Genomic DNA, 18,404 nt, shown 5'->3' on the forward strand with positions numbered 1-18,404 from the left:
AGCTTGCGACGAAAGCAGGGCGGTAACCCTCCGGTGCGATTTCCGCAGCAAAGGGGACCGACCATGTCGAACCGCCACGCCGCCACCGCAGAGAAGCCCAACTCGGCCAGCCCGCTTCTCAACCCGCTCGACTGGAATCAGGCGAAGCTGGACACGCCCGTCAAGCTGTATGGGGAGATGATGCGCTTCATGGCGCAGCGCCTGCAGGCCCAGGCGAGCTTCCTGCAGGGCCTCGCCGATTGCCAGAACCCGACCGACCTGATGAGCCGGCAGGCCTCGTTCCTGCAGAATGCCATGGAGGCCTATTCCAGCGAGGCCGGCCGGTCCTGGAAGATCCTGCAGGAGCCCGCCACGCCGCAGCCGCCGGCAGCCTGACCTAACACGGCGCCCCGGGCGCGGCGGCGATGCCGCGCCCGTGACCGGGCTACGCTTGAAGAGGGAGTGGATGCCAGCCATCTACCATCCACCTGGATGGTGAACGGATGGCATGAGCGATTCCCCCCGGCCCCTGCGGCCCGCTGGTGACAGCGAGAAGATCACCATCAACCTCGGCTATGTCGATCTGGGCCATATAGACCTGCTGGTGCAGGACGGCTTCTACTCGAACCGCACGGACTTCATCCGCACCGCCATCCGCAACCAGGTCGAACGGCACGCGGAGGCGGCACGGCAATCCGTGCGCCGGCGCAGCCTGGACCTCGGCCTTCGCCACATCTCCCGGCAGGATCTGGAAGCCGCGCAGGCGGAGGGCCGGATGCTGGATATCCGCGTGCTCGGCCTCGCCAGCATCGCTGCCGATGTCACGCCCGAACTGGCGCGCGCCACGATTGGCTCCGTCTCCGTACTTGGCGCGTTGCAGGCGAGCCCCGCGGTGCGCGCGGCGCTGGCCGACCGCACCGCCTGACACCCGAATATTCCTGGAAGATCCCCAACCAATGCACCGCATGATGCCTGCCGGCATGGCCGAGGCCCTGAAGCTGACCCGCCAAGGGCGGCTGAAGGAAGCCGCCGCGCTGCTGCAGGGCAGCTTCCGCCCGGCGGCCCCGCCGCAACCCGGCCCCATGCCCAAATCGGGCCCCATGCCGAAGCCCCGACCCGCCCCGCGCGGCCGGATCTTCGATGTGGACCCGGATGGCGCCACACGCTTCCCCGGGATGCACGCCCGCGGACCTCGCCCTGCGACGCCCCCCCTGCCCGCCGGCGCTCGATTCCTGTCCGGCGGCTTCAGCGGCGCGGCCGGGGAACGTGATTTCCGCCTGTACATCCCGGCCAACCTGCCCGCCGGCCCGGTGCCGCTGCTGGTCATGCTGCATGGCTGCACCCAGTCGCCGGAGGATTTCGCCGCCGGTACCCGCATGAACGCGCTGGCCGAGGAAACGCCGCGGCTGGTGCTCTATCCGGGCCAGACCCAGGCGGCGAACGCCCAGCGCTGCTGGAACTGGTTCAAGCCCGGCGACCAGGCGCGCGATCGGGGCGAGCCGGCGCTGATCGCCGGCATGGTGCGCCAGGTGATGGGCGACCATGCCGTGGATGCGCAGCGCGTGCATGCGGCGGGGCTATCCGCCGGCGGTGCAGCCGCGGCCATCATGGGCGAGGCCTATCCGGACCTGTTCGCCGCGGTCGGCGTGCATTCCGGCCTGGCCTGCGGCGCGGCGCGGGACGTGCCTTCCGCCTTCGCTGCCATGCGGGGCGGCTCGCCGGTGCTGGCGCCGGGCGGCAAGGCGGTGCCGACCATCGTCTTCCATGCGGACCGGGACACCACGGTGCATCCGGTGAATGGCGACCGGGTAATCGCCCGCGCGGGCACCGAGGGCCTGCGCGCCAGCACCACGCAGGGCACGGTGCCGGGCGGCCACGGCTTCACCCGCATCTGCCACGCAGATCCGGCCGGGCGGGTGCTGCTCGAGCAATGGCTGGTGCATGGCGGCGGCCATGCCTGGTCGGGCGGCGATGCCGCCGGCAGCTACACGGATCCGCGCGGGCCCGACGCCTCCGCCGCCATGCTGCGCTTCTTCGCGCAGCACAGCCTGGAGGGCTAAGGGCCCGGCCACCAAACGCATCGGCGACCCGCATCGGCTCTTGGAACAAAACCAGAATATGATACGATGCGAGTCCCCAGGTAGGTGGATGATCATGGCTGCTCGCAAGCCGAGGCAGGTGCGCCCTGTCGACGCGGCGCTGACCCGGCTGCTGGCCCTGGCCGGCAAGGGTGCTGCGCCCGGTCGCATGGCGCGGGAAGTGGAGACCATCGCGGCCGAATGGATCGCCGCACCGGAAGCCGACCGGATGGAAATCCGGGAGAGGCTGGATGAGCTGCGCGAGCAGCTCAGCGAGGGCGTCGGGCATGCGGAGGAACAGGTGTCCGACCTCGATTCGAGCGAGCCTGCCGCGGTGAAGCAGGCCGGCGCCATGCTGGCCGCGCTGGTGGCGACGCGGGATGCCGCGACGCGCGCCATAACCGCCTTCCAGGCCTCCGCTCCGGAATATGTGAACGCCGCGTGATGCCGTGGGAAGATGCGTCACTTGCCTTGAAAAGCGCGCCAAGTCCCGGCTGAATCTCGTCTCCCTGGATGCCCGTTCAGGGCCACTCATGCCGAGATCGCACCAAAGGCGAGGCAAAGTGTAGATCTTCAGCCAAACGGGCCCGCGGCACCGGCCTGGCGTCGGAGATCGCGGCTCAACGAAAGCGCAAGACGTCCGGATACTGACAACGATCCGAGGTTGTAACCACGAGTAGACGCGCCAGCACGGCTGGGCTTAGGGTCCGCGCCATGCAACCAGCCCCCTCCGCGAACCGACGAAAGCGCCTGCTGCGATCCGTCCTTCTGGTCGGCGCGGTCATGCTGATCGCGGCCGCCAGCCTGGGCGCCGGCGACGTCGTGCGCGCGGCGTTCGAGCCCGCGTCCCAGGTGCAGCCCTACGACCCCCTGCCGCGCTGGTAGGCTCGCTTCCCCTGCTGCGGATTGCCGTGGCGCTTGGCGGCTGCGTGCCGGTCTTCGCCGGTCTGGCCGGCGTCGTGCTGGGGCCCGGCATGGTGGCCGGCGCAACAGGCGGCTGGGATGCGGCACAGGACAGCCATTTCCGCTACCTCTCCGGCCTGCTGCTCGGCATTGGCCTGGGCTTCTGGAGCACCATTCCGGCACTGCCGGCGCGCACTGCACGCTTCCGGCTGCTCACCGCCATCGTCGTGCTCGGCGGCCTGGCCAGGCTGGCGGCGCTGTTCGGCCAGGGCTGGCCCGGCGGACCGATGGCCGCGGCGCTGGGGATGGAACTGGTGGTTACGCCGCTGCTCTGCCTGTGGCAGGGGCGCGTCGCGCGCGAAGCGGAACGCAACATGGCACCGCAAGCCGCCGCCTGACTCGTGGCGCCGGAGGGTGCTATCATCCGCCCGTGAACATTCTCGCCCCACCTCGTTCCCGCTTGCAGATCGAGGTTGTCTTCGACCTCGTCTGCCCCTGGTGCTTCCTCGGCACGCGCCGGTTGCGACGCACCCTGCGGGCGCGCCCGGACATCGCGGCCGACATCGCTTGGCGCCCGTTCCTGCTGAACCCGGACATCGCGCCCGGCGGCGTGCCGCGGCAGGATTACGTGATCCGGAAATTCGGAGGCGAGGACCGCGCCCGGCGGCTGCACGCCACCATCGCGGAACTTGGCCGTGGCGAGGGGCTTGGCTTTCAGTTCGACCGCATCCGCCGCATCCCGCCTTCGCTCGACGCGCATCGCTTGGTGCGGCTGGCGGAAAGGCATGGCGTGGCGGCCGATGCCGTGGATGCGCTGTTCCAGGCTTATTTCTGCGAGGGCCAGGATATCGGCGACGTGTCCGTGCTGGTCGCCATCGCCGCCGGCCTCGGCATGGATCCCGGCGCAACCCGTCGCCTGCTGTCCGGCAATGCGGAGGCGGAGGCGGTACACGCGGACAACCTCCGCGCGCATCGCCTGGGCATCAACGGCGTGCCCTGCTTCGTGGTGCAGGGCCGCCACGCGATCGCCGGGGCGCAGGAGCCGGAGGTGATCGAGCGGCTGCTGGATGTGGCGGTGGTGGAGGGCTAGACGCCCTACCGCTTCCACCGCCCCGGGAAGGGAATCGGCTTCGTCGAAGCCCCCTTCGGCGTCGGCGGCACATTGCCGGCGCGGAACACCGTTTTCTTGAAGGCCGGCGCGGCCTTGGCGGGCGACTTGGCCGGCGCGGGGGGCGGTGGCGGCGGCGCGCTGGCCTTCGGCACCCTGCCCTGCGCCACCTCGGCCAATGCGCTCAGCAATTCCCGCGCGGCGCGGATGCGCGCCTCGTAGGGCATCTCCTGCGCCCAGGCCAGCTTGTGGTCCGGCCGCAGCTTGGCCGCGCCGTGCTGGCCGGTGACCCATTCGATCAGCCCGGGCGGGTTGGGGAAGCGGTTGCCGCGGAAGCCGAGCACGATGCCCTTCGGCCCCACATCCAGCTTCTCCACCCCCACCTGCCGGCACAGCGCCTTCAGCCAGACCACCTGCAGCAGCGTCTCCGCCTCCGCCGGCAGCTTGCCGAAACGGTCGGCGAGTTCGGCGGCCATGGCCTCGATCTCGGCCTCGGTCTGCAGGCTGCCGATGCGGCGATACAGGCCGAGCCGCACGGGCAGGTCGCGCACATAAGCCTCGGGCAGCATGACCGGCAGGCCGAGGTTGATCTGCGGCGTCCAGTCTCGATCCTCCCGCGCATCCTCGCGGGCGCCGGACTTCAGGTTCTGCACCGCATCCTCCAGCATCTGCTGGTACAGCTCGATGCCGACTTCCCGGATATGGCCGGATTGCTCGTCGCCCAGCAGGTTGCCGGCGCCGCGGATATCCAGGTCGTGGCTCGCCAGGGTGAATCCGGCGCCGAGATTGTCCAGCGTCTGCATCACCTCCAGCCGCTTCTCGGCCGCCGCGGAAAGCCGGTGCGTCTGCGGCCAGGTGAGGTAGGCGTAGCCGCGCAGCTTGCCGCGCCCGACCCGGCCGCGAAGCTGGTACAGCCCGGCCAGGCCGAACATGTCCGCGCGGTGGATCAGCAGCGTGTTCACCGCCGGCATGTCCAACCCGCTTTCCACGATGTTGGTGGACAGCAGGATGTCGTATTTCTGGTCGCCGAACTCGGTCATCACCCGTTCCAGCTCGGTCGGCGCCAGGCGGCCATGCGCCTCCGCGATACGGGCTTCCGGCACGATCTCGGTCAGGCGCTCGCGCAGCCGGGGCAGGTCTTCCAGCCGCGGGCAGACACAGAACACCTGGCCGCCGCGGAACCGCTCGCGCAGGATCGCCTCGCGGATCACCACGCTGTCCCAGGGGGTGATGAAGGTGCGCACCGCAAGGCGGTCCACCGGCGGCGTCGCGATCACGCTCATCTCCCGCACGCCGGTCAGCGCCAGTTGCAGGGTGCGCGGGATCGGGGTGGCGGTCAGCGTCAGCACATGCACATCGGCCTTGAACTGCTTCAGCCGTTCCTTGTGGGCGACGCCGAAATGCTGCTCCTCGTCGACGATCACCAGGCCGAGATCGGCGAACGCGATCGACTTCGCCAGCAGCGCGTGGGTGCCGACGACGATGTTGATGGTGCCGTCCTTCACCCCATCCCGCACCGCCTGCGCATCCTTCGCATTCACCATGCGGGAGAGTTGCGCGACCTTGATCGGCAGGCCCTCGAAGCGGGTGGAGAAGACGCGGAAATGCTGGCGGGCCAGCAGCGTGGTCGGCACCACCACCGCCACCTGGGTGCCGGACATCGCCACCGCGAAGGCGGCGCGCAGCGCGACCTCCGTCTTGCCGAAGCCGACATCGCCGCAGATCAGGCGGTCCATCGGCCGGCCGGCGGCCAGATCCTCCAGCACATCGGCAATGGCGCGCTGCTGGTCCTCGGTCTCGGCGAAGGGGAATCTCGCACAAAACTCGTCCCAGGCACCTTCGGGCGGAATCGCGGCGGGGGCGTCGCGGGTCTGCCGTTCGGCGGCGATACGGATCAGCGCCGCCGCCATGTCCTGGATGCGGTTCTTCGCCTTGGCCTTGCGTGCCTGCCAGGTGCTGCCACCCAGCTTGTCCAGGGCGACGCCGGCGGCGTCCGAGCCAAATCGGGAAAGAACCTCGATATTCTCGACCGGCAGGAACAGCTTGTCGCCACCGTCATAGATCAGCCGCAGGCATTCATGCGGCGCCTCGCTGATGCGGATCGTCTCCAGCCCGTCATAGCGGCCGATGCCGTGGTCCTGGTGCACCACCAGGTCGCCCTGCGCGATTTCCGTCGCATCCGCGATGAACTGGTCGGCGCGCTTGCGGCGGCGCGGCGGGCGGGCGATGCGCTCGCCCAGCAGGTCCTGCTCGCAGACCAGCGCCAGGCCATCCGCATGCTTGTCCGAGGGTGCGACGAAGCCACGCTCGATGCCGACGATGGCGAGCGCCACCGTGCCGAGCTTCAGCTTCTGGACGTCGAGGAAATTCTCCACCAGCTCGGCCGGAACGTTGTTCTCCCGCAGCAGGTTGCCCAGGCGCTCGCGGGACCCGCGGGTCCAGGCCGCCAGCACCGGGCGCATGTTGCGCTTCGCCAGCGCGGCGGCGTGTTCGCCATAGGCCTGGAAGACGTTGCGGCCCTCTGCGCGCACATCGTTGAACATCCGGCCGAGCCGGCCGCCCGCATCGATGCCCGCCGCGTGTTCCGGCTGGTCGAAGGGCGAGAAGCGAAAGACGCGCGCGTCTTCCAGCATATCGATCCAGCCATCATGATCGATGTACAGGCGATCCGGCGGGGCGGGGCGATACGGCACCTCCCCTTCCCGCGTCGGCATGCGCCGCGCCTCATAATGGTCCACCACCATTTCCAGCCGGGCGCCGAGCGCATCTTCCGTCTGGTGGTCGAGAGAAACCGAAACCCCTTCCCCCAGATGATCGACCAGGGTTTCCATGTGCTCATGGAACAGCCCGGCCCAATGCTCCATGCCCGGATGGCGGCGGCCGGCGGAGACACTGACATAGAGCGGGTCCTCCCCCGCCGCGGCGCCGAACAATTCGCGGTAGCCGGACCGGAAGCGGCTGATCGAGGCCGGGTCGAGGAACACCTCCCCCACCGGGCGCAGCACCAGGCCATCGACCTTGGCACCGCTGCGCTGGGTGGCGGTGTCGAAGGCGCGCAGGTCGTCGATCTCGTCGCCGAAGAAATCCAGGCGGACGGGTTCGCCCTGGCCAGAAGGGAACAGGTCCACGATGCCGCCGCGCACCGCGTATTCGCCGTGTTCCATGACGGAGCCGGTGCGGTGGTAGCCATTGGCTTCCAGGAACTCGGTCAGCTTCTCCGGCTTCACCCGCCCGCCGCGCTTCAGCGCCAGGGTTGCACCCTGGAAGGCCGCGCGGGGCGGCACCTTCTGCACCAGGGCGTTGATGGTGGTCAGCAGGATGCGCGGCGCCCGGGCGGGCTCCGCCAGGCGGGTCAGCGTGGCGACGCGTTCGGAAACGATCTCGGGGTTGGGCGAGACGCGGTCATAGGGCAGACAGTCCCAGGCCGGGAAGCGCAGCACCTCGACATGCGGGGCGAAGAAGGACAGCGCCTCCGCCATCCGGGCCATTCGCGCATCGTCGCGGCAGACATGCAGCACCGGCCCGGTCGATTCGGCCCGCCGCCGGGCGAGCAGCAGCGCATCGAAACCTTCCGGCGCGCCATGGACCGTGAGGATGTTCATCGCAGGTGCGGCGGCAGCCCGGCGCCGGATTCGTTGCACTCCACCAGCATGCGGGACAGCAGGGGGCTGGCGACATCGGCCGGAATCGGGCGGCGCTGCATCAGCCAATCGGCCAGATCGACATCCGGCAATTCCAGGATCTGCTCCAGCTCATCCAGCTCCGCCTCGGTGAAGGCCGCGATGTGGCGGGCGACGAAGGCGCCGACCATCAGGTCGGTCTCCTTGGTGCCGCGGTGCCAGGCGCGGAAATTCAGCCGGCGCCGCCGGGGATCGAGCGGCTGGTCGAGTTCCGGAGCGGGATGGGACGTCGGGTCGAGGTCGGTCAGCTTGAGGGTCTCGGCGTTCTGGGGGATGTCGGGCTACTAACCCGCCACGTCATATAGAGGCCCATGGGAATCCTGTCAGCAAGCGGCCCCCAAAATGCGCCGGCATATGTGACGCCTCTGCTGGCGCCGCTTGACGGGCTGCCCGGCATCGGCCGCACGCTGGCCGCCCTGCTGGCCGAGGCCGCGGGCGGGCCGCGCGTGCTGGACCTGCTGCTGCACCTGCCGGAACGCGTGGTGATCCGCCGCCGCGCCGCGACGCCGGCGGAGGCGCCGCTCGACCAGGATTGCGTGCTGGAAGTGGTCGCCACCGCCCACCGCGCCGCCCGGTCCGGCCGCAGCCAGCGCAGCTATGTCGAGGTGCGGGCCGAGTCGGGCGGGCAGCCGCTGGTGCTGCGCTTCATGAATGGCCGCCTGCCCTGGATCTTGAAGCTGCTGCCGCCCGGCGAGACCCGCTTCCTCGCCGGGCGCGTGCAGACGGAAGGCGCCAACGGCTTCGCCATGATGAACCCGACCGTGGCGGAGCAGGAAACGGCGCTGCCGCTGGTCGAGCCGGTCTGGCCCATGGTGCGCGGACTGACCGGCCGGCGCATCGCCAACGCCATGGACCAGGCGCTCGCCCTTCTGCCGGATCTTCCTGAGTGGGCCGATGCGTCCCTGGTGGCACAGGAAGGCTGGCCGAGCTTTGCCGCGGCGATCCGCGCCCTGCAACGCCCCACAGGTCCGATCCCCGCCCTGCCCCGCCGCCGCCTGGCCTATGACGAGCTGCTGGCGCACCAGATCGCCGTCGCCCTGGTGCGGCAGCGGCAGCGGGACCGGCCGGGGCGCGCCCTGCCCGGCACCGGGGAACTGGCGGCCAGGGCGCTGGCCGCCTTCGGCCATGAACCCACCGCCGGCCAGGCCCAGGCGCTGGCCGAGATCGCCAAGGACATGGCCAGCCCCCGCCGCATGCTGCGGCTGGTGCAGGGCGATGTGGGGTCCGGCAAGACGCTGGTGGCAGTGCTGGCTATGCTCCAGGCGGTGGAGTCCGGCGCCCAGGCCGCCCTGATGGCGCCGACCGAGCTTCTGGCCCGGCAGCATCTGCGGACATTGGAAAAACTCTGCATCCCGGCCGGGGTGCAGGTGGAATTGCTGACCGGCAGCGTGAAGGGCGCCGCCCGCAAGCGGGTGCTGCGCGGCCTGGCGGATGGCATGGTGCAGGTGGTGGTCGGCACCCACGCCCTGTTCCAGGAGGCGGTGGTGTTCCGCAACCTCGGCCTGTCCGTGGTGGACGAACAGCACCGCTTCGGCATCGGCCAGCGTCTGATGCTGGCGCAGAAGGGCCGGGACGCGGACATGCTCGTGATGACCGCCACCCCCATCCCGCGCACCCTGCTGCTGACGCAATGGGGCGAGATGGCCGTCAGCAGGCTCGAGGGCAAACCCGCCGGCCGCCAGCCCATCGCCACCCGCATCGTCAGCCAGGAGAGGCTGCCGGAGGTCATCGACCGCCTGGGCGAGGCGATCGCCCGCGGGGAGCGCGCCTATTGGGTGGTGCGCGCCATCTCCGGCGGCGAACGGGACGATTCGGTGGCTGCCGAGGATCGCTTCGCCGAACTCGCCGCCCGCTTCCCCGGCAAGGTCGGCATGGCGCATGGCATACAGGATCTGGCGGTGCGGGAGGCCGCGCTGGCCGATTTCGCCACCGGCACCACCCAGCTTCTGGTGGCGACCACCGTCATCGAGGTCGGCGTGGACGTGCCGGACGCCACCATCATGCTGATCGAGCAGGCGGAACGCTTCGGGCTGGCCGCGCTGCACCAGCTTCGCGGCCGCGTCGGCCGCGGCGCCAAGCCGTCCTCCTGCCTGCTGGTACATTCCCCGGCGCTTGGGGAAGCCGAGAAGCGCCGCCTGCTGGTGCTGCGGGATACGGAGGATGGCTTCCGGATCGCCGAGGAAGATCTGTTCACCCGTGGTGGCGGCCAGGCGCTCGGCGCCCGGCAATCGGGCCTGCCCGGCGCCCGGCTGCTGGACCCGCGCGAGGAGGCGGAGGAGGTCGCCCGGCTCACCCACCTCGCCCACCGCGACGCTGCCCTGCTGATGCATCGTGATCCACCGTTGGAAACGACGCGTGGGCAGGCGGCGCTCGGCCTGCTGGGGCTGTTCGGGCATGACACGACGCTGGCGACGCTGGACGCCGGGTAACCCGGCTGCGCGGGTGGGGGGTTGCATCCATCCCCCCGCCTCCTTAATCGCGGCGCTGTGTATTCCGGGGGGTGCCGGCTTTGACTGCGCTGATCGAGATCGAGCGCCTGACAAAACGCTTCGGGGGTTTCACGGCCGTCGATGACGTGACCTTCTCCGTCGCCAAGGGCGAGGTGCTGGGCTTCCTCGGCCCGAATGGCGCCGGCAAATCCACCACCATGCGGATGCTGGCGGGCTTCATGACGCCCACCTCCGGCACCGCCCGCATCTGCGGCGAGGATGTGGTGGACCGGCCAGTGGCGGCGAAGCGCCATCTGGGCTTCCTGCCCGAGGGCGCGCCGACCTATCCTGAGATGACCGTCACCGGCTTCCTGCAATTCTGCGGACGTGCCCGCGGCTTCCATGGCTCGGCGCTGAATGACCGCGTGGCCCACGCCATGGCCCTCACCCAGCTCGAGGGTGTCCGCCTGCAGCCGGTGGAGACGCTTTCGAAGGGCTTCAAGCGCCGCGTCGGCCTGGCCGCCGCGCTGCTGCACGACCCCGCCGTGCTGGTGCTGGACGAACCGACCGATGGCCTCGACCCGAACCAGAAGCACGAGGTCCGCAACCTGATCCGCGCCATGGCGCCGGAGAAGGCGATCGTCATCTCGACCCATATCCTCGAGGAAGTCGCCGCCGTCTGCACCCGCGCCGTGGTCATCGCGCGCGGCCGCGTGGTGGCGGATGCGACGCCGGCGGAACTTGCCGCGAAGGGACCGACCATGGACGCCGTCTTCCGCGCCCTCACCCTCCCCGAAGTGGAGGCAGCGTGATGGGCGGCCTGGTCACCGTCTTTCGCCGCGAGTTGGCGGGCTACTTCGCCACGCCCGTGGCCTATGTCTTCATCGTCATCTTCCTGGTGATGGCCGGCGCGCTGACCTTCACGCTGGGCAATTTCTTCGCCCGCGGTCAGGCGGATTTGCAGCCCTTCTTCACCTTCGTGCCCTGGCTGTTCCTGTTCCTGGTCCCGGCCCTGACCATGCGGCTCTGGGCCGAGGAACGCCGGCTGGGCACCATTGAGCTTCTTCTCACCCTGCCGCTGGCGCAGTGGGAGGCCGTGGTCGGCAAGTTCCTCGCCGCCTGGGCCTTCTGCGCCATCGCGCTGGCGCTGACATTCCCGCTGGTCATCACGGTGAATGTGCTCGGCAATCCGGATAACGGCGTGATCCTGACCGGCTATCTCGGCTGCCTGATGGTGGCCGGCGCCTTCCTGGCGGTTGGCGCGGCGATTTCCGCGCTGACGAAGAACCAGGTCATCGCCTTCGTGCTCGCGGTCGCCGCCTGCTTCTTCCTGACCGCCGCCGGCAGCCCGGTGGTGACGGAGTTCCTGTCGCAGCGCGTGCCGCAGCTGGCGGATATCGCCCGCGGCATCAGCATCACGGAACGCCTCGGCGGCTTCACCCGTGGCGTGATCTCGGCGCGGGACGTCGTGTTCTTCGCCTCCTTCATGGCCTTCTTCCTGTTCGCGAACACCATCGCGATCGACCAGCGGAAGGCGGATTGAGCCTCATGAGCATTTCCCTCAGTCCCGCAAAGCCCCAGGGCAAGCGCGGCCTTTCGGCCCTGCTGGCGCTTGCGCTGGCCGCCGTGCTGCTGGTCGGCGTCAACATGCTGGCCGACCGGCTGCTGTCCCGCGCCCGCATCGACCTGACGCAGAACCGCCTCTACACGCTGTCCGACGGTACCCGTCAGGTGCTGCAGGGGTTGGATGACCCGATCACCTTCCGGGTGTTCTATTCCCGCCGCCTCGGCGCCGCGATCCCGCTCTATGGCGCCTATGCCGAGCGCGTGCGCGCCATGCTGGAGGAATACGCGGCGGTTTCCGATGGCAAGGTCCGCCTGGAATTCTACGACCCGGAGCCCTTCTCCGAGACCGAGGACCGCGCCATGGCGCTCGGCATCCAGGGCGTGCCGGTGGATCAGTCCGGCGAGCAGGTCTATTTCGGCCTGGCCGGCGTGAACCTGCTGGATGACGAGCGGACCATCCCGTTCTTCCAGCCGGACCGCGAGCGTTTCCTGGAATACGACCTGACCCGCATGGTGTGGGAGCTGTCGAACCCGACCCGCCCGGTGCTCGGCGTGATCTCCTCCCTGCCGCTGAACGGCGACCCGCGGGCGATGATGATGCGCCAGCCGGGGGTGGGTCAGCCCTATGTGGTGATGAACCAGATCCGCAACTTCTACACCGTGCGCGACGTCGCCATCGACGCGCAGGTGATCGAGCCGGATGTGCAGGTGCTGCTGGTCGCGCATGCGCAGAACCTGTCGGATGCCACGCTGTACGCGATCGACCAGTTCGTCATGCGCGGCGGCCGGCTGATCGCGCTGACCGACCCGCACAGCGAAAGCCAGGCCTCCCGCCCCGCCCCCGGGCAGCGGCCGCCGAGCGATACCTCCTCCTCCCTGTCGCGGCTGCTGAATGCCTGGGGCGTCGAGGCGCCTTCGGACAAGGTGGTGCTGGACCTGCGCGGCGCCTGGCGCGTGCGGGCCGATCCACGGGACCGGGTGCAGGCGGTGGACTACGTCGCCTGGTACAACGTGCCGACCGAGGGGCTGAACCGCACGGAGGTCGCCACCGCCGAACTGCAGCAGGTCACCGTCGCCTCCGCCGGCGAGGTGCGCCGGCGCGAGGGTTCCAGCGTGGAATTCACCCCGCTGGTCACCAGCAGCGCGCGGTCCATGCTGGTCGATGCGACCGCGGTTCGCACCGACCCCAGCCCGGCCCGCCTGCTGGCCGCCTTCGAGCCGGATGACGCCACGCATGTGATCGTCGCACGGGTGCGCGGCGCGCTGACCTCCGCCTTCGAGGCGGCGCCCCCGCCGCCCGAGGGCGCCGAGCGCCCGGCCGACTTCCCCGCGCACCGTGCCAGCACCGAGGGTCCGGCCAACCTGATCGTCGGCAACGACGCTGACATCCTGGAGGACCGGTTCTGGGTCCGCACCCAGGATTTCTTCGGCCAGCAGGTGGCGACGCCGATCAGCGACAACGGCGCCTTCCTGATCAACCTCGCCGACAGCATGGCGGGTGGCGAGGCGCTGGTCTCGCTGCGGTCCCGCGGTGAATCGCTGCGGCCCTTCGCCCTGGTGGAGGATATCCGCCGTGATGCGGAGGCGCAGTTCCGCCAGACGGAGCGCGGCCTGACCGAACGCCTGGAAGCCACCGAGCGCCGCCTGCGGGAACTCCGCCAAGGGGGGGGCCAGGGCGCACCGGCGAACGCCGTCATCACGCCCGAGCAGCGCGCTGAGATCGACGCGGCGCGCGCCGAGATCGTCCGCACCCGCGGGCAGCTCCGCCAGGTTCAGCTCGAACTGCGGCGGGACATCGAGCGGCTGGAGACCTGGCTGCGCCTCGTCAACATCGCCCTGGTGCCGGCGCTGCTGACGCTGTTCGCCATCGGCCTCGGCATCATGCGGAACCGTCGCCGCGCGGGGGCACGCGCATGAGGCGCCGCACCCTTCTCGCCCTCGGCGGTGCCGCGGCGGCGGCCGTCGGTGGCGCCATCCTGCTGACGCCGGATCGCGCCAGCCCGCCCCCCACCTCCGCCAGCGACCTCGCCTTCCCGGGCCTGGCGCCACGGCTGGCGAATGCGGCGACGATCGAGGTGAAGCGCCATGACGGCACGCTGCTGGTGCGCCGCAATGCCGCCGATACCTGGGTGCTGCCGGCGAAGGCGGACTATCCGGTCCGCCCGGAACGGGTGCGGGAGCTGCTGGTGGGCCTGACGGAGCTGCGCCTGACGGAGCCGCGTACCGCCAACCCGGAGATGCTCGACCGCCTCGGCCTGGACGATCCCTCCCGCCCCGCCGCCACATCCTCCCTGCTCCGCCTGCTGGACGCGCAGGGCGGCGTGATCGCGGAGCTGGTGGTCGGCCGGCGCCGGGTGCGGGTGCAGGGCAATGTGCCGGAATCCGTCTATGTCCGGCGCCCGGAGGAAACCCAGGCCTGGCTCGCCGAGGGCCGGCTGCCGCTGGATGCGGACCCGAATCTGTGGATCGACCGCGACCTCGCCAATATCCCCCGCGACCGGGTGCGTGGCGCCACGGTGATGCGCCAGGGCGAGGCGCCGCTGATCCTGCGCCGCGGTGCCGACACCGACGCCCCGCTGGCCGTGCTGGAGCCCACAACCACGCCGGAGCTGGACGAGATCAGCCTGGACGAGGTGGCGCGCGGCTTCGAATTCCTGACGTTTCTCGATGTCCGCAAGGCCGCCGAAATTCCCGGCGAGCGGATTGGCGAGGGTCGCTTCGAACTGACCGACAACCTCCGCATCACGGTCACCGCGCATAAGGATGGCGAGACGCTGTGGGCGACGCTGGCGGCGGAAGGCGATGAGGAAGCCGCGCGGCTGAATGCGCGCTGGCAGGGCTGGGCCTATCAGCTCGGCCAGTGGAAGGAGAAGGCCTTCGTGCCGCGGCTGGAGGATCTGCGGAAGCAGGAAGCCACCGCACCGGCGCAAACCGATGCAGCCCAGCCCACTGCATCCGAGCCCGCTACTCCGGGGACCGGTGCTCCTGCGACCGCTACTCCGGGGACCGGTACCCCAGGCACAACCGGGGCAGCTCCCGAATCGCCCGCCACACCCCAGTGACGGGCCTGGCCACCGCCGGGCTCAATCCGCGCGAATACCCCACCCGTCCCTGGGTCGGCATCGGCGTTGTGCTGCTGCGGGGGAATGACGTGCTGCTGATCCGCCGCGGCCGCGCGCCGCGGCTTGGCGAATGGTCGCTGCCCGGTGGCGGCCAGCGCCTGGGCGAGACGGCGGAGGCCTGCGCCCGCCGCGAATTGCTGGAGGAAGCGGGCGTCGAGGCCGGGCCGCTCCAGCTGCTCGCCGTGGTCGATGCGATCACGCCCGGGGAGGAAGGGCGTGGCCCGCGCTTCCACTACACCATCATCGATTTCGCCGGCGCCTGGCTGTCCGGCACGGCTCGCCCGGGCGGTGACGTGACGGAGGTCGCCTGGGCCGGGCTGGATGCGCTGGAGCCCTTCGGCCTGTGGCCGGAGGCGCTGCGCGTCATCGCCTTGGCCCGGCAGCGAGCGGTGGCATGAAGCACACGGTCCCATGCGGCTGCCACTGTCGCGATCGTGCAGTGGCGCCGTTGGCGGATCATGTCAGCTTGGTGATGGATGCGGATCACACTACCGTCTGACCACGTCGCGCCGCCCGTCGCGCGCCGACCACGCCACGCGCGGGGCTTCGCGTTGCTGTGGGTGGCGGCGGTCCTGCTGCCGGCGCTCGGCGTCGGCGGCACCGCACTCATGTCCTGGCGTGATGTCAGGGACGACGCGCGCGTGCGCCTGGATCGCAATACGGAAATGTTGCGCCAGCATGCGCTGCGCGCCTTCGCCACGCAGGAAGCCATCCTCGCCGCACTGTCCCGTGCCATTGCCGGGTTGAGCTGGGAGGAGATCCGCCGCGACGCCACCCTGCACGGATTGCTGACGGAACTGGTCGCGGCCGGCCAGCCGCTGGTCCGCGCGGTGGTGGTGGCGGATGAGGCGGGACGGGTGGCGGCGGCTTCCTACGAATATCCGGCCCGCGCCACCGACCTTTCCGACCGCGGCTATATTCGCGATTTGCACGCCGGCGCGGCGCAGACGGTGGGCGAGGTGCTGGAGGCGCGACCGATGGGCTGGCGGGCCTTCGGCGTCGCCCGCCGCGCCCCGCCTCGCCCCGGTGCCCAGGGTGAACCTGGCACGCTGGTCGCCAGCTTCAGCCCGGAACCGCTGGTCGCCTTCTATGCCTCGGTGGTGGAGACGACGGCCGATGTCGTCGCCCTGACTCGCCTCGACGGCGCCTTCCTGGCCCGCCACCCGCCACTGCCCGCTGGACAGGGCGGCCCGGATTCCGAGGCCGCGGCCAGGCTGCAAACCGCCCTGGCCAGCGCCGGCGGCGCCGGATTGGCACCGTCGATCATCGGCGCGGACGGCATGCGGCGGCATTACGTGGCGCGGCAGGTCGGCGAATGGCCGGTCGCCGTGCTCTACGGCATGAACGAGGCGGCGCTGCTGGCGGAATGGCGGCAGCGCATGATGGCACCACTGGCCAGCGGCCTCGGCGCGGCGGTGCTGCTGCTGGCGCTGACCGCCTTCGCCGCGCGCGGGGCGAAGCAGGAACGACGCGCCGCGGAACGGCGGATGGAGGCAGAGGCGAAGCTTGCCGGAGCCAGCCGCGCCGCCGCCATCGGCCTGCTCGCCGCCGGGCTGGCGCATGATGTGAAGAACCTGGTCCAGGCGGTGCACAGCGGCACAAGGCTGATGGACCAGCGCGCCGACGACCCGGCGGAGGTGCGCCGCTGCGCCCGGCTGCTGGCGGATGCGGCGGCGCGTGGCGGCAAGCTGGTGGCAGGGATGCTCGCCTTTGCGCGTGGCGGCGATGCCAGCCCCGACGGCCCGCTGGATGCGCTGGGCGCCCTGCGGGAATTGGCGGAGCTGCTGAACCGCACCTTGGGCAGCGGCTGGCGCGTGAAGGCCGCCCTGCCCGCCGCACTGCCGGCGACCCGCGGCGACCGGCCGGGATTCGAGGCCGCGGTGGTGAACCTGGCCGCCAATGCGCGGGACGCGATGCCCGGTGGCGGCGTGGTGTCCATCGCCACCTGGGCGGAGACGGTGACGGAGGCACAGGAGGCTGGCAGGCCGCGCCCTGGCCGCTACCTGGTGGTCGCGGTCTCCGACAGCGGGGCCGGCATTCCGCCGGATGTGCTGGCGCGGCTAGGCGAGCCCTTCTTCACCACCAAGCCGGCCGGCGAGGGCACCGGGCTGGGCCTGGCCACCGTGCGTGGCTTCTGCGAGCGGGCAGGTGGCGTGCTGCGGATCAACAGCGAACCGGGCAAGGGCACCACCGCGCAGATGTGGCTGCCGGTGCTGGACTGATCGCCCGGCCTCAAGCCCTCAGCGCCGGCGGGCCAGCCCCGCCAGCAGCAGCAGCCCGCCCAGCACCACGGGCACCAGCCAAGCCGGCGCCTCCAGCACCGGCAGGAAGGCCCAGTCCCACAGCTCCGGCAGGATGCGGCGCTGCACGCCGGCCTGCAGGGTGTTGAGGAATTCGGGCCAGATGCCGAATATCACCGCCCCCAGCGGCGTCCACGGGCCGAACCAGGCGGCCAGCGCGGCGCCGCCCGCCAGCAGCAGGATGCCGAGCGTTTTCAGGCGTAGAGCCTCTCGCCCTGCAGGTTGGTGTAGAGGCCGGCGACAAACTCGCCATAGCCGTTGAACATCCGGGTCGGCACCCGTTCGTTGCTGCCGATCAGCCGTTCCGTCGCCTGGCTCCAGCGCGGATGCGGCACTTCCGGATTCACATTGGCCCAGAAGCCGTATTCGCTGGCCTGCAGGGTTTCCCAGAAGGAGACCGGCCGCTGGTCCGTCAGCGTGATGCGGGCGATCGACTTGCCCGATTTGAAGCCATACTTCCACGGGAAGACCACGCGGAACGGCCCGCCATTCTGCGGCGGCAGCGGTTTGCCGAACAGGCCGACCGGCATGAAGGTCAGCTCGTTGCCCGCTTCCTCGATGGTGCAGCCCTCGATATGCGGCCAGGGGTACCAGGATTGCCGCAGGCCGGTCATCACCTCCGGCTTGCTCGCCGTCTCGAAGCGCACGAACTTCGCCGAGCCCTGCGGCTTCACGATGTCGAGCAGCTTGGAAAGCTGGAAGCCGGACCACGGCACGGTCATGCCCCAGGCCTCGACGCAACGCAGGCGATAGACCCGCTCCTCGATGCCGATGCGGCGGATGATGTCGTCCACGTCGAATTCGCCGGGGTTCTCGACCATGCCATCCACCTTGATGGTCCAGGGCCGGGTCGGCATCTTCAGCGCGGTGGTCCAGATGCCCTTGTCGCTGCCGAATTCGTAGAAGTTGTTGAAGGTCACCGGGTCCCGCTCCGGCGTGATGTCGCGGCCGGGCTGGTATCGGGTGTTGCGCATGGCGGGCGGCAGGTCCGGCACCGTGGCGGGCAGCCGCGTCCAGGGGTCCGCCGGTTCGCTGCGGCGCCAGAACTGGGCCTTCGCCACCGTGGGCGCCAGCATCGCGCCGGCGCCGGCGGCGGCCATCAGGGCGCGGCGTCCCAGCACCGCCTGTTCCGGGGTCGCCTGGCTTTCAGGGATTTCCCAGCCGCGCGGTCGCTTGATCAGCATGGTCGTCTCCGCCTTGAACCTGTGTAGAGCTTCGAACTTGTATAAAGCTTCGAGC

18 protein-coding genes are annotated in these 18,404 nt (G+C 70.5%); 14 read left to right on the top strand and 4 right to left on the bottom strand.

The window, feature by feature from the left end; all coding sequences use genetic code 11:
• The first annotated feature begins 63 nt into the window (after positions 1–63).
• The 7 genes from HB662_RS20290 to HB662_RS20320 all read left to right on the top strand — a co-directional run bounded on the left by HB662_RS20290 (position 64) and on the right by HB662_RS20320 (position 4,050).
• Positions 64–375, top strand: a complete 312-nt coding sequence (locus HB662_RS20290) for a phasin family protein (RefSeq protein ID WP_168052160.1) — start codon at positions 64–66, stop codon at positions 373–375.
• A 112-nt stretch (positions 376–487) separates the two neighbouring features.
• On the top strand, positions 488–904 hold the full coding sequence (locus HB662_RS20295) for a CopG family transcriptional regulator (protein ID WP_168052162.1): 417 nt from the start codon (positions 488–490) through the stop codon (positions 902–904).
• A 55-nt stretch (positions 905–959) separates the two neighbouring features.
• Positions 960–2,039 (top strand): extracellular catalytic domain type 1 short-chain-length polyhydroxyalkanoate depolymerase, encoded by a 1,080-nt coding sequence (locus HB662_RS20300; RefSeq protein WP_245185782.1) that lies wholly within the window; start codon positions 960–962, stop codon positions 2,037–2,039.
• A gap of 94 nt (positions 2,040–2,133) precedes the next feature.
• On the top strand, positions 2,134–2,502 hold the full coding sequence (locus tag HB662_RS20305; protein WP_168052164.1) for a hypothetical protein: 369 nt from the start codon (positions 2,134–2,136) through the stop codon (positions 2,500–2,502).
• A 269-nt stretch (positions 2,503–2,771) separates the two neighbouring features.
• On the top strand, positions 2,772–2,942 hold the full coding sequence (locus HB662_RS20310) for a hypothetical protein (RefSeq protein WP_168052166.1): 171 nt from the start codon (positions 2,772–2,774) through the stop codon (positions 2,940–2,942).
• A 26-nt stretch (positions 2,943–2,968) separates the two neighbouring features.
• Positions 2,969–3,358: a DUF4345 domain-containing protein gene (locus tag HB662_RS20315; protein ID WP_342449550.1), complete on the top strand. Its 390-nt coding sequence runs from the start codon at positions 2,969–2,971 to the stop codon at positions 3,356–3,358.
• Positions 3,359–3,390: 32 nt separating this feature from the next.
• Positions 3,391–4,050, top strand: coding sequence for a DsbA family protein (locus HB662_RS20320; RefSeq protein ID WP_171970265.1), 660 nt, complete (start codon positions 3,391–3,393; stop codon positions 4,048–4,050).
• Positions 4,051–4,055: 5 nt separating this feature from the next.
• Here the strand turns inward: HB662_RS20320 and mfd are convergent, their stop codons facing one another.
• Positions 4,056–7,670, bottom strand: coding sequence for a transcription-repair coupling factor (mfd, locus tag HB662_RS20325; RefSeq protein WP_168052168.1), 3,615 nt, complete (start codon positions 7,668–7,670; stop codon positions 4,056–4,058).
• A complete protein-coding gene (locus tag HB662_RS29360; protein WP_280865276.1) occupies positions 7,667–7,924 on the bottom strand; it encodes a succinate dehydrogenase assembly factor 2 in 258 nt (85 codons plus the stop codon). The genes mfd and HB662_RS29360 overlap by 4 nt, the downstream gene beginning before the upstream one ends.
• A gap of 180 nt (positions 7,925–8,104) precedes the next feature.
• Here HB662_RS29360 and recG point away from each other — a divergent pair, with 180 nt between their 5' ends.
• The 7 genes from recG to HB662_RS20365 all read left to right on the top strand — a co-directional run bounded on the left by recG (position 8,105) and on the right by HB662_RS20365 (position 17,087).
• The gene (gene recG, locus HB662_RS20335; RefSeq protein WP_342449551.1) at positions 8,105–10,177 is read left to right on the top strand and encodes an ATP-dependent DNA helicase RecG; all 2,073 of its coding nucleotides are present in this window, start codon (positions 8,105–8,107) and stop codon (positions 10,175–10,177) included.
• 80 nt (positions 10,178–10,257) lie between these two features.
• Entirely contained in the window at positions 10,258–10,989 is a 732-nt protein-coding gene (locus tag HB662_RS20340; protein ID WP_168052172.1) for an ABC transporter ATP-binding protein, read from the top strand.
• Positions 10,989–11,720, top strand: a complete 732-nt coding sequence (locus HB662_RS20345) for an ABC transporter permease subunit (RefSeq protein WP_168052174.1) — start codon at positions 10,989–10,991, stop codon at positions 11,718–11,720. Before HB662_RS20340 ends, HB662_RS20345 begins: the two co-directional genes overlap by 1 nt.
• Before the next feature lie 5 nt (positions 11,721–11,725).
• Positions 11,726–13,660, top strand: a complete 1,935-nt coding sequence (locus tag HB662_RS20350; protein ID WP_168052176.1) for a GldG family protein — start codon at positions 11,726–11,728, stop codon at positions 13,658–13,660.
• Complete coding sequence (locus HB662_RS20355) at positions 13,657–14,805, top strand: DUF4340 domain-containing protein (RefSeq protein WP_168052178.1); 1,149 nt, start codon at positions 13,657–13,659, stop codon at positions 14,803–14,805. The genes HB662_RS20350 and HB662_RS20355 overlap by 4 nt, the downstream gene beginning before the upstream one ends.
• Positions 14,802–15,263, top strand: a complete 462-nt coding sequence (locus HB662_RS20360) for an NUDIX hydrolase (RefSeq protein WP_408871656.1) — start codon at positions 14,802–14,804, stop codon at positions 15,261–15,263. Before HB662_RS20355 ends, HB662_RS20360 begins: the two co-directional genes overlap by 4 nt.
• A 78-nt stretch (positions 15,264–15,341) precedes the next feature.
• Entirely contained in the window at positions 15,342–17,087 is a 1,746-nt protein-coding gene (locus tag HB662_RS20365; RefSeq protein WP_168052180.1) for a hybrid sensor histidine kinase/response regulator, read from the top strand.
• A gap of 18 nt (positions 17,088–17,105) precedes the next feature.
• Here HB662_RS20365 and HB662_RS20370 read toward each other — a convergent pair whose 3' ends face one another.
• Positions 17,106–17,282, bottom strand: coding sequence for a hypothetical protein (locus tag HB662_RS20370; protein WP_168052182.1), 177 nt, complete (start codon positions 17,280–17,282; stop codon positions 17,106–17,108).
• 77 nt (positions 17,283–17,359) lie between these two features.
• Positions 17,360–18,349: a protein-methionine-sulfoxide reductase catalytic subunit MsrP gene (gene msrP, locus HB662_RS20375; RefSeq protein ID WP_168052184.1), complete on the bottom strand. Its 990-nt coding sequence runs from the start codon at positions 18,347–18,349 to the stop codon at positions 17,360–17,362.
• Between the last annotated feature and the right edge of the window lie 55 nt (positions 18,350–18,404).

The organism is Falsiroseomonas frigidaquae (assembly GCF_012163145.1).
Classification (GTDB): Bacteria; Pseudomonadota; Alphaproteobacteria; order Acetobacterales; family Acetobacteraceae; genus Falsiroseomonas; species Falsiroseomonas frigidaquae.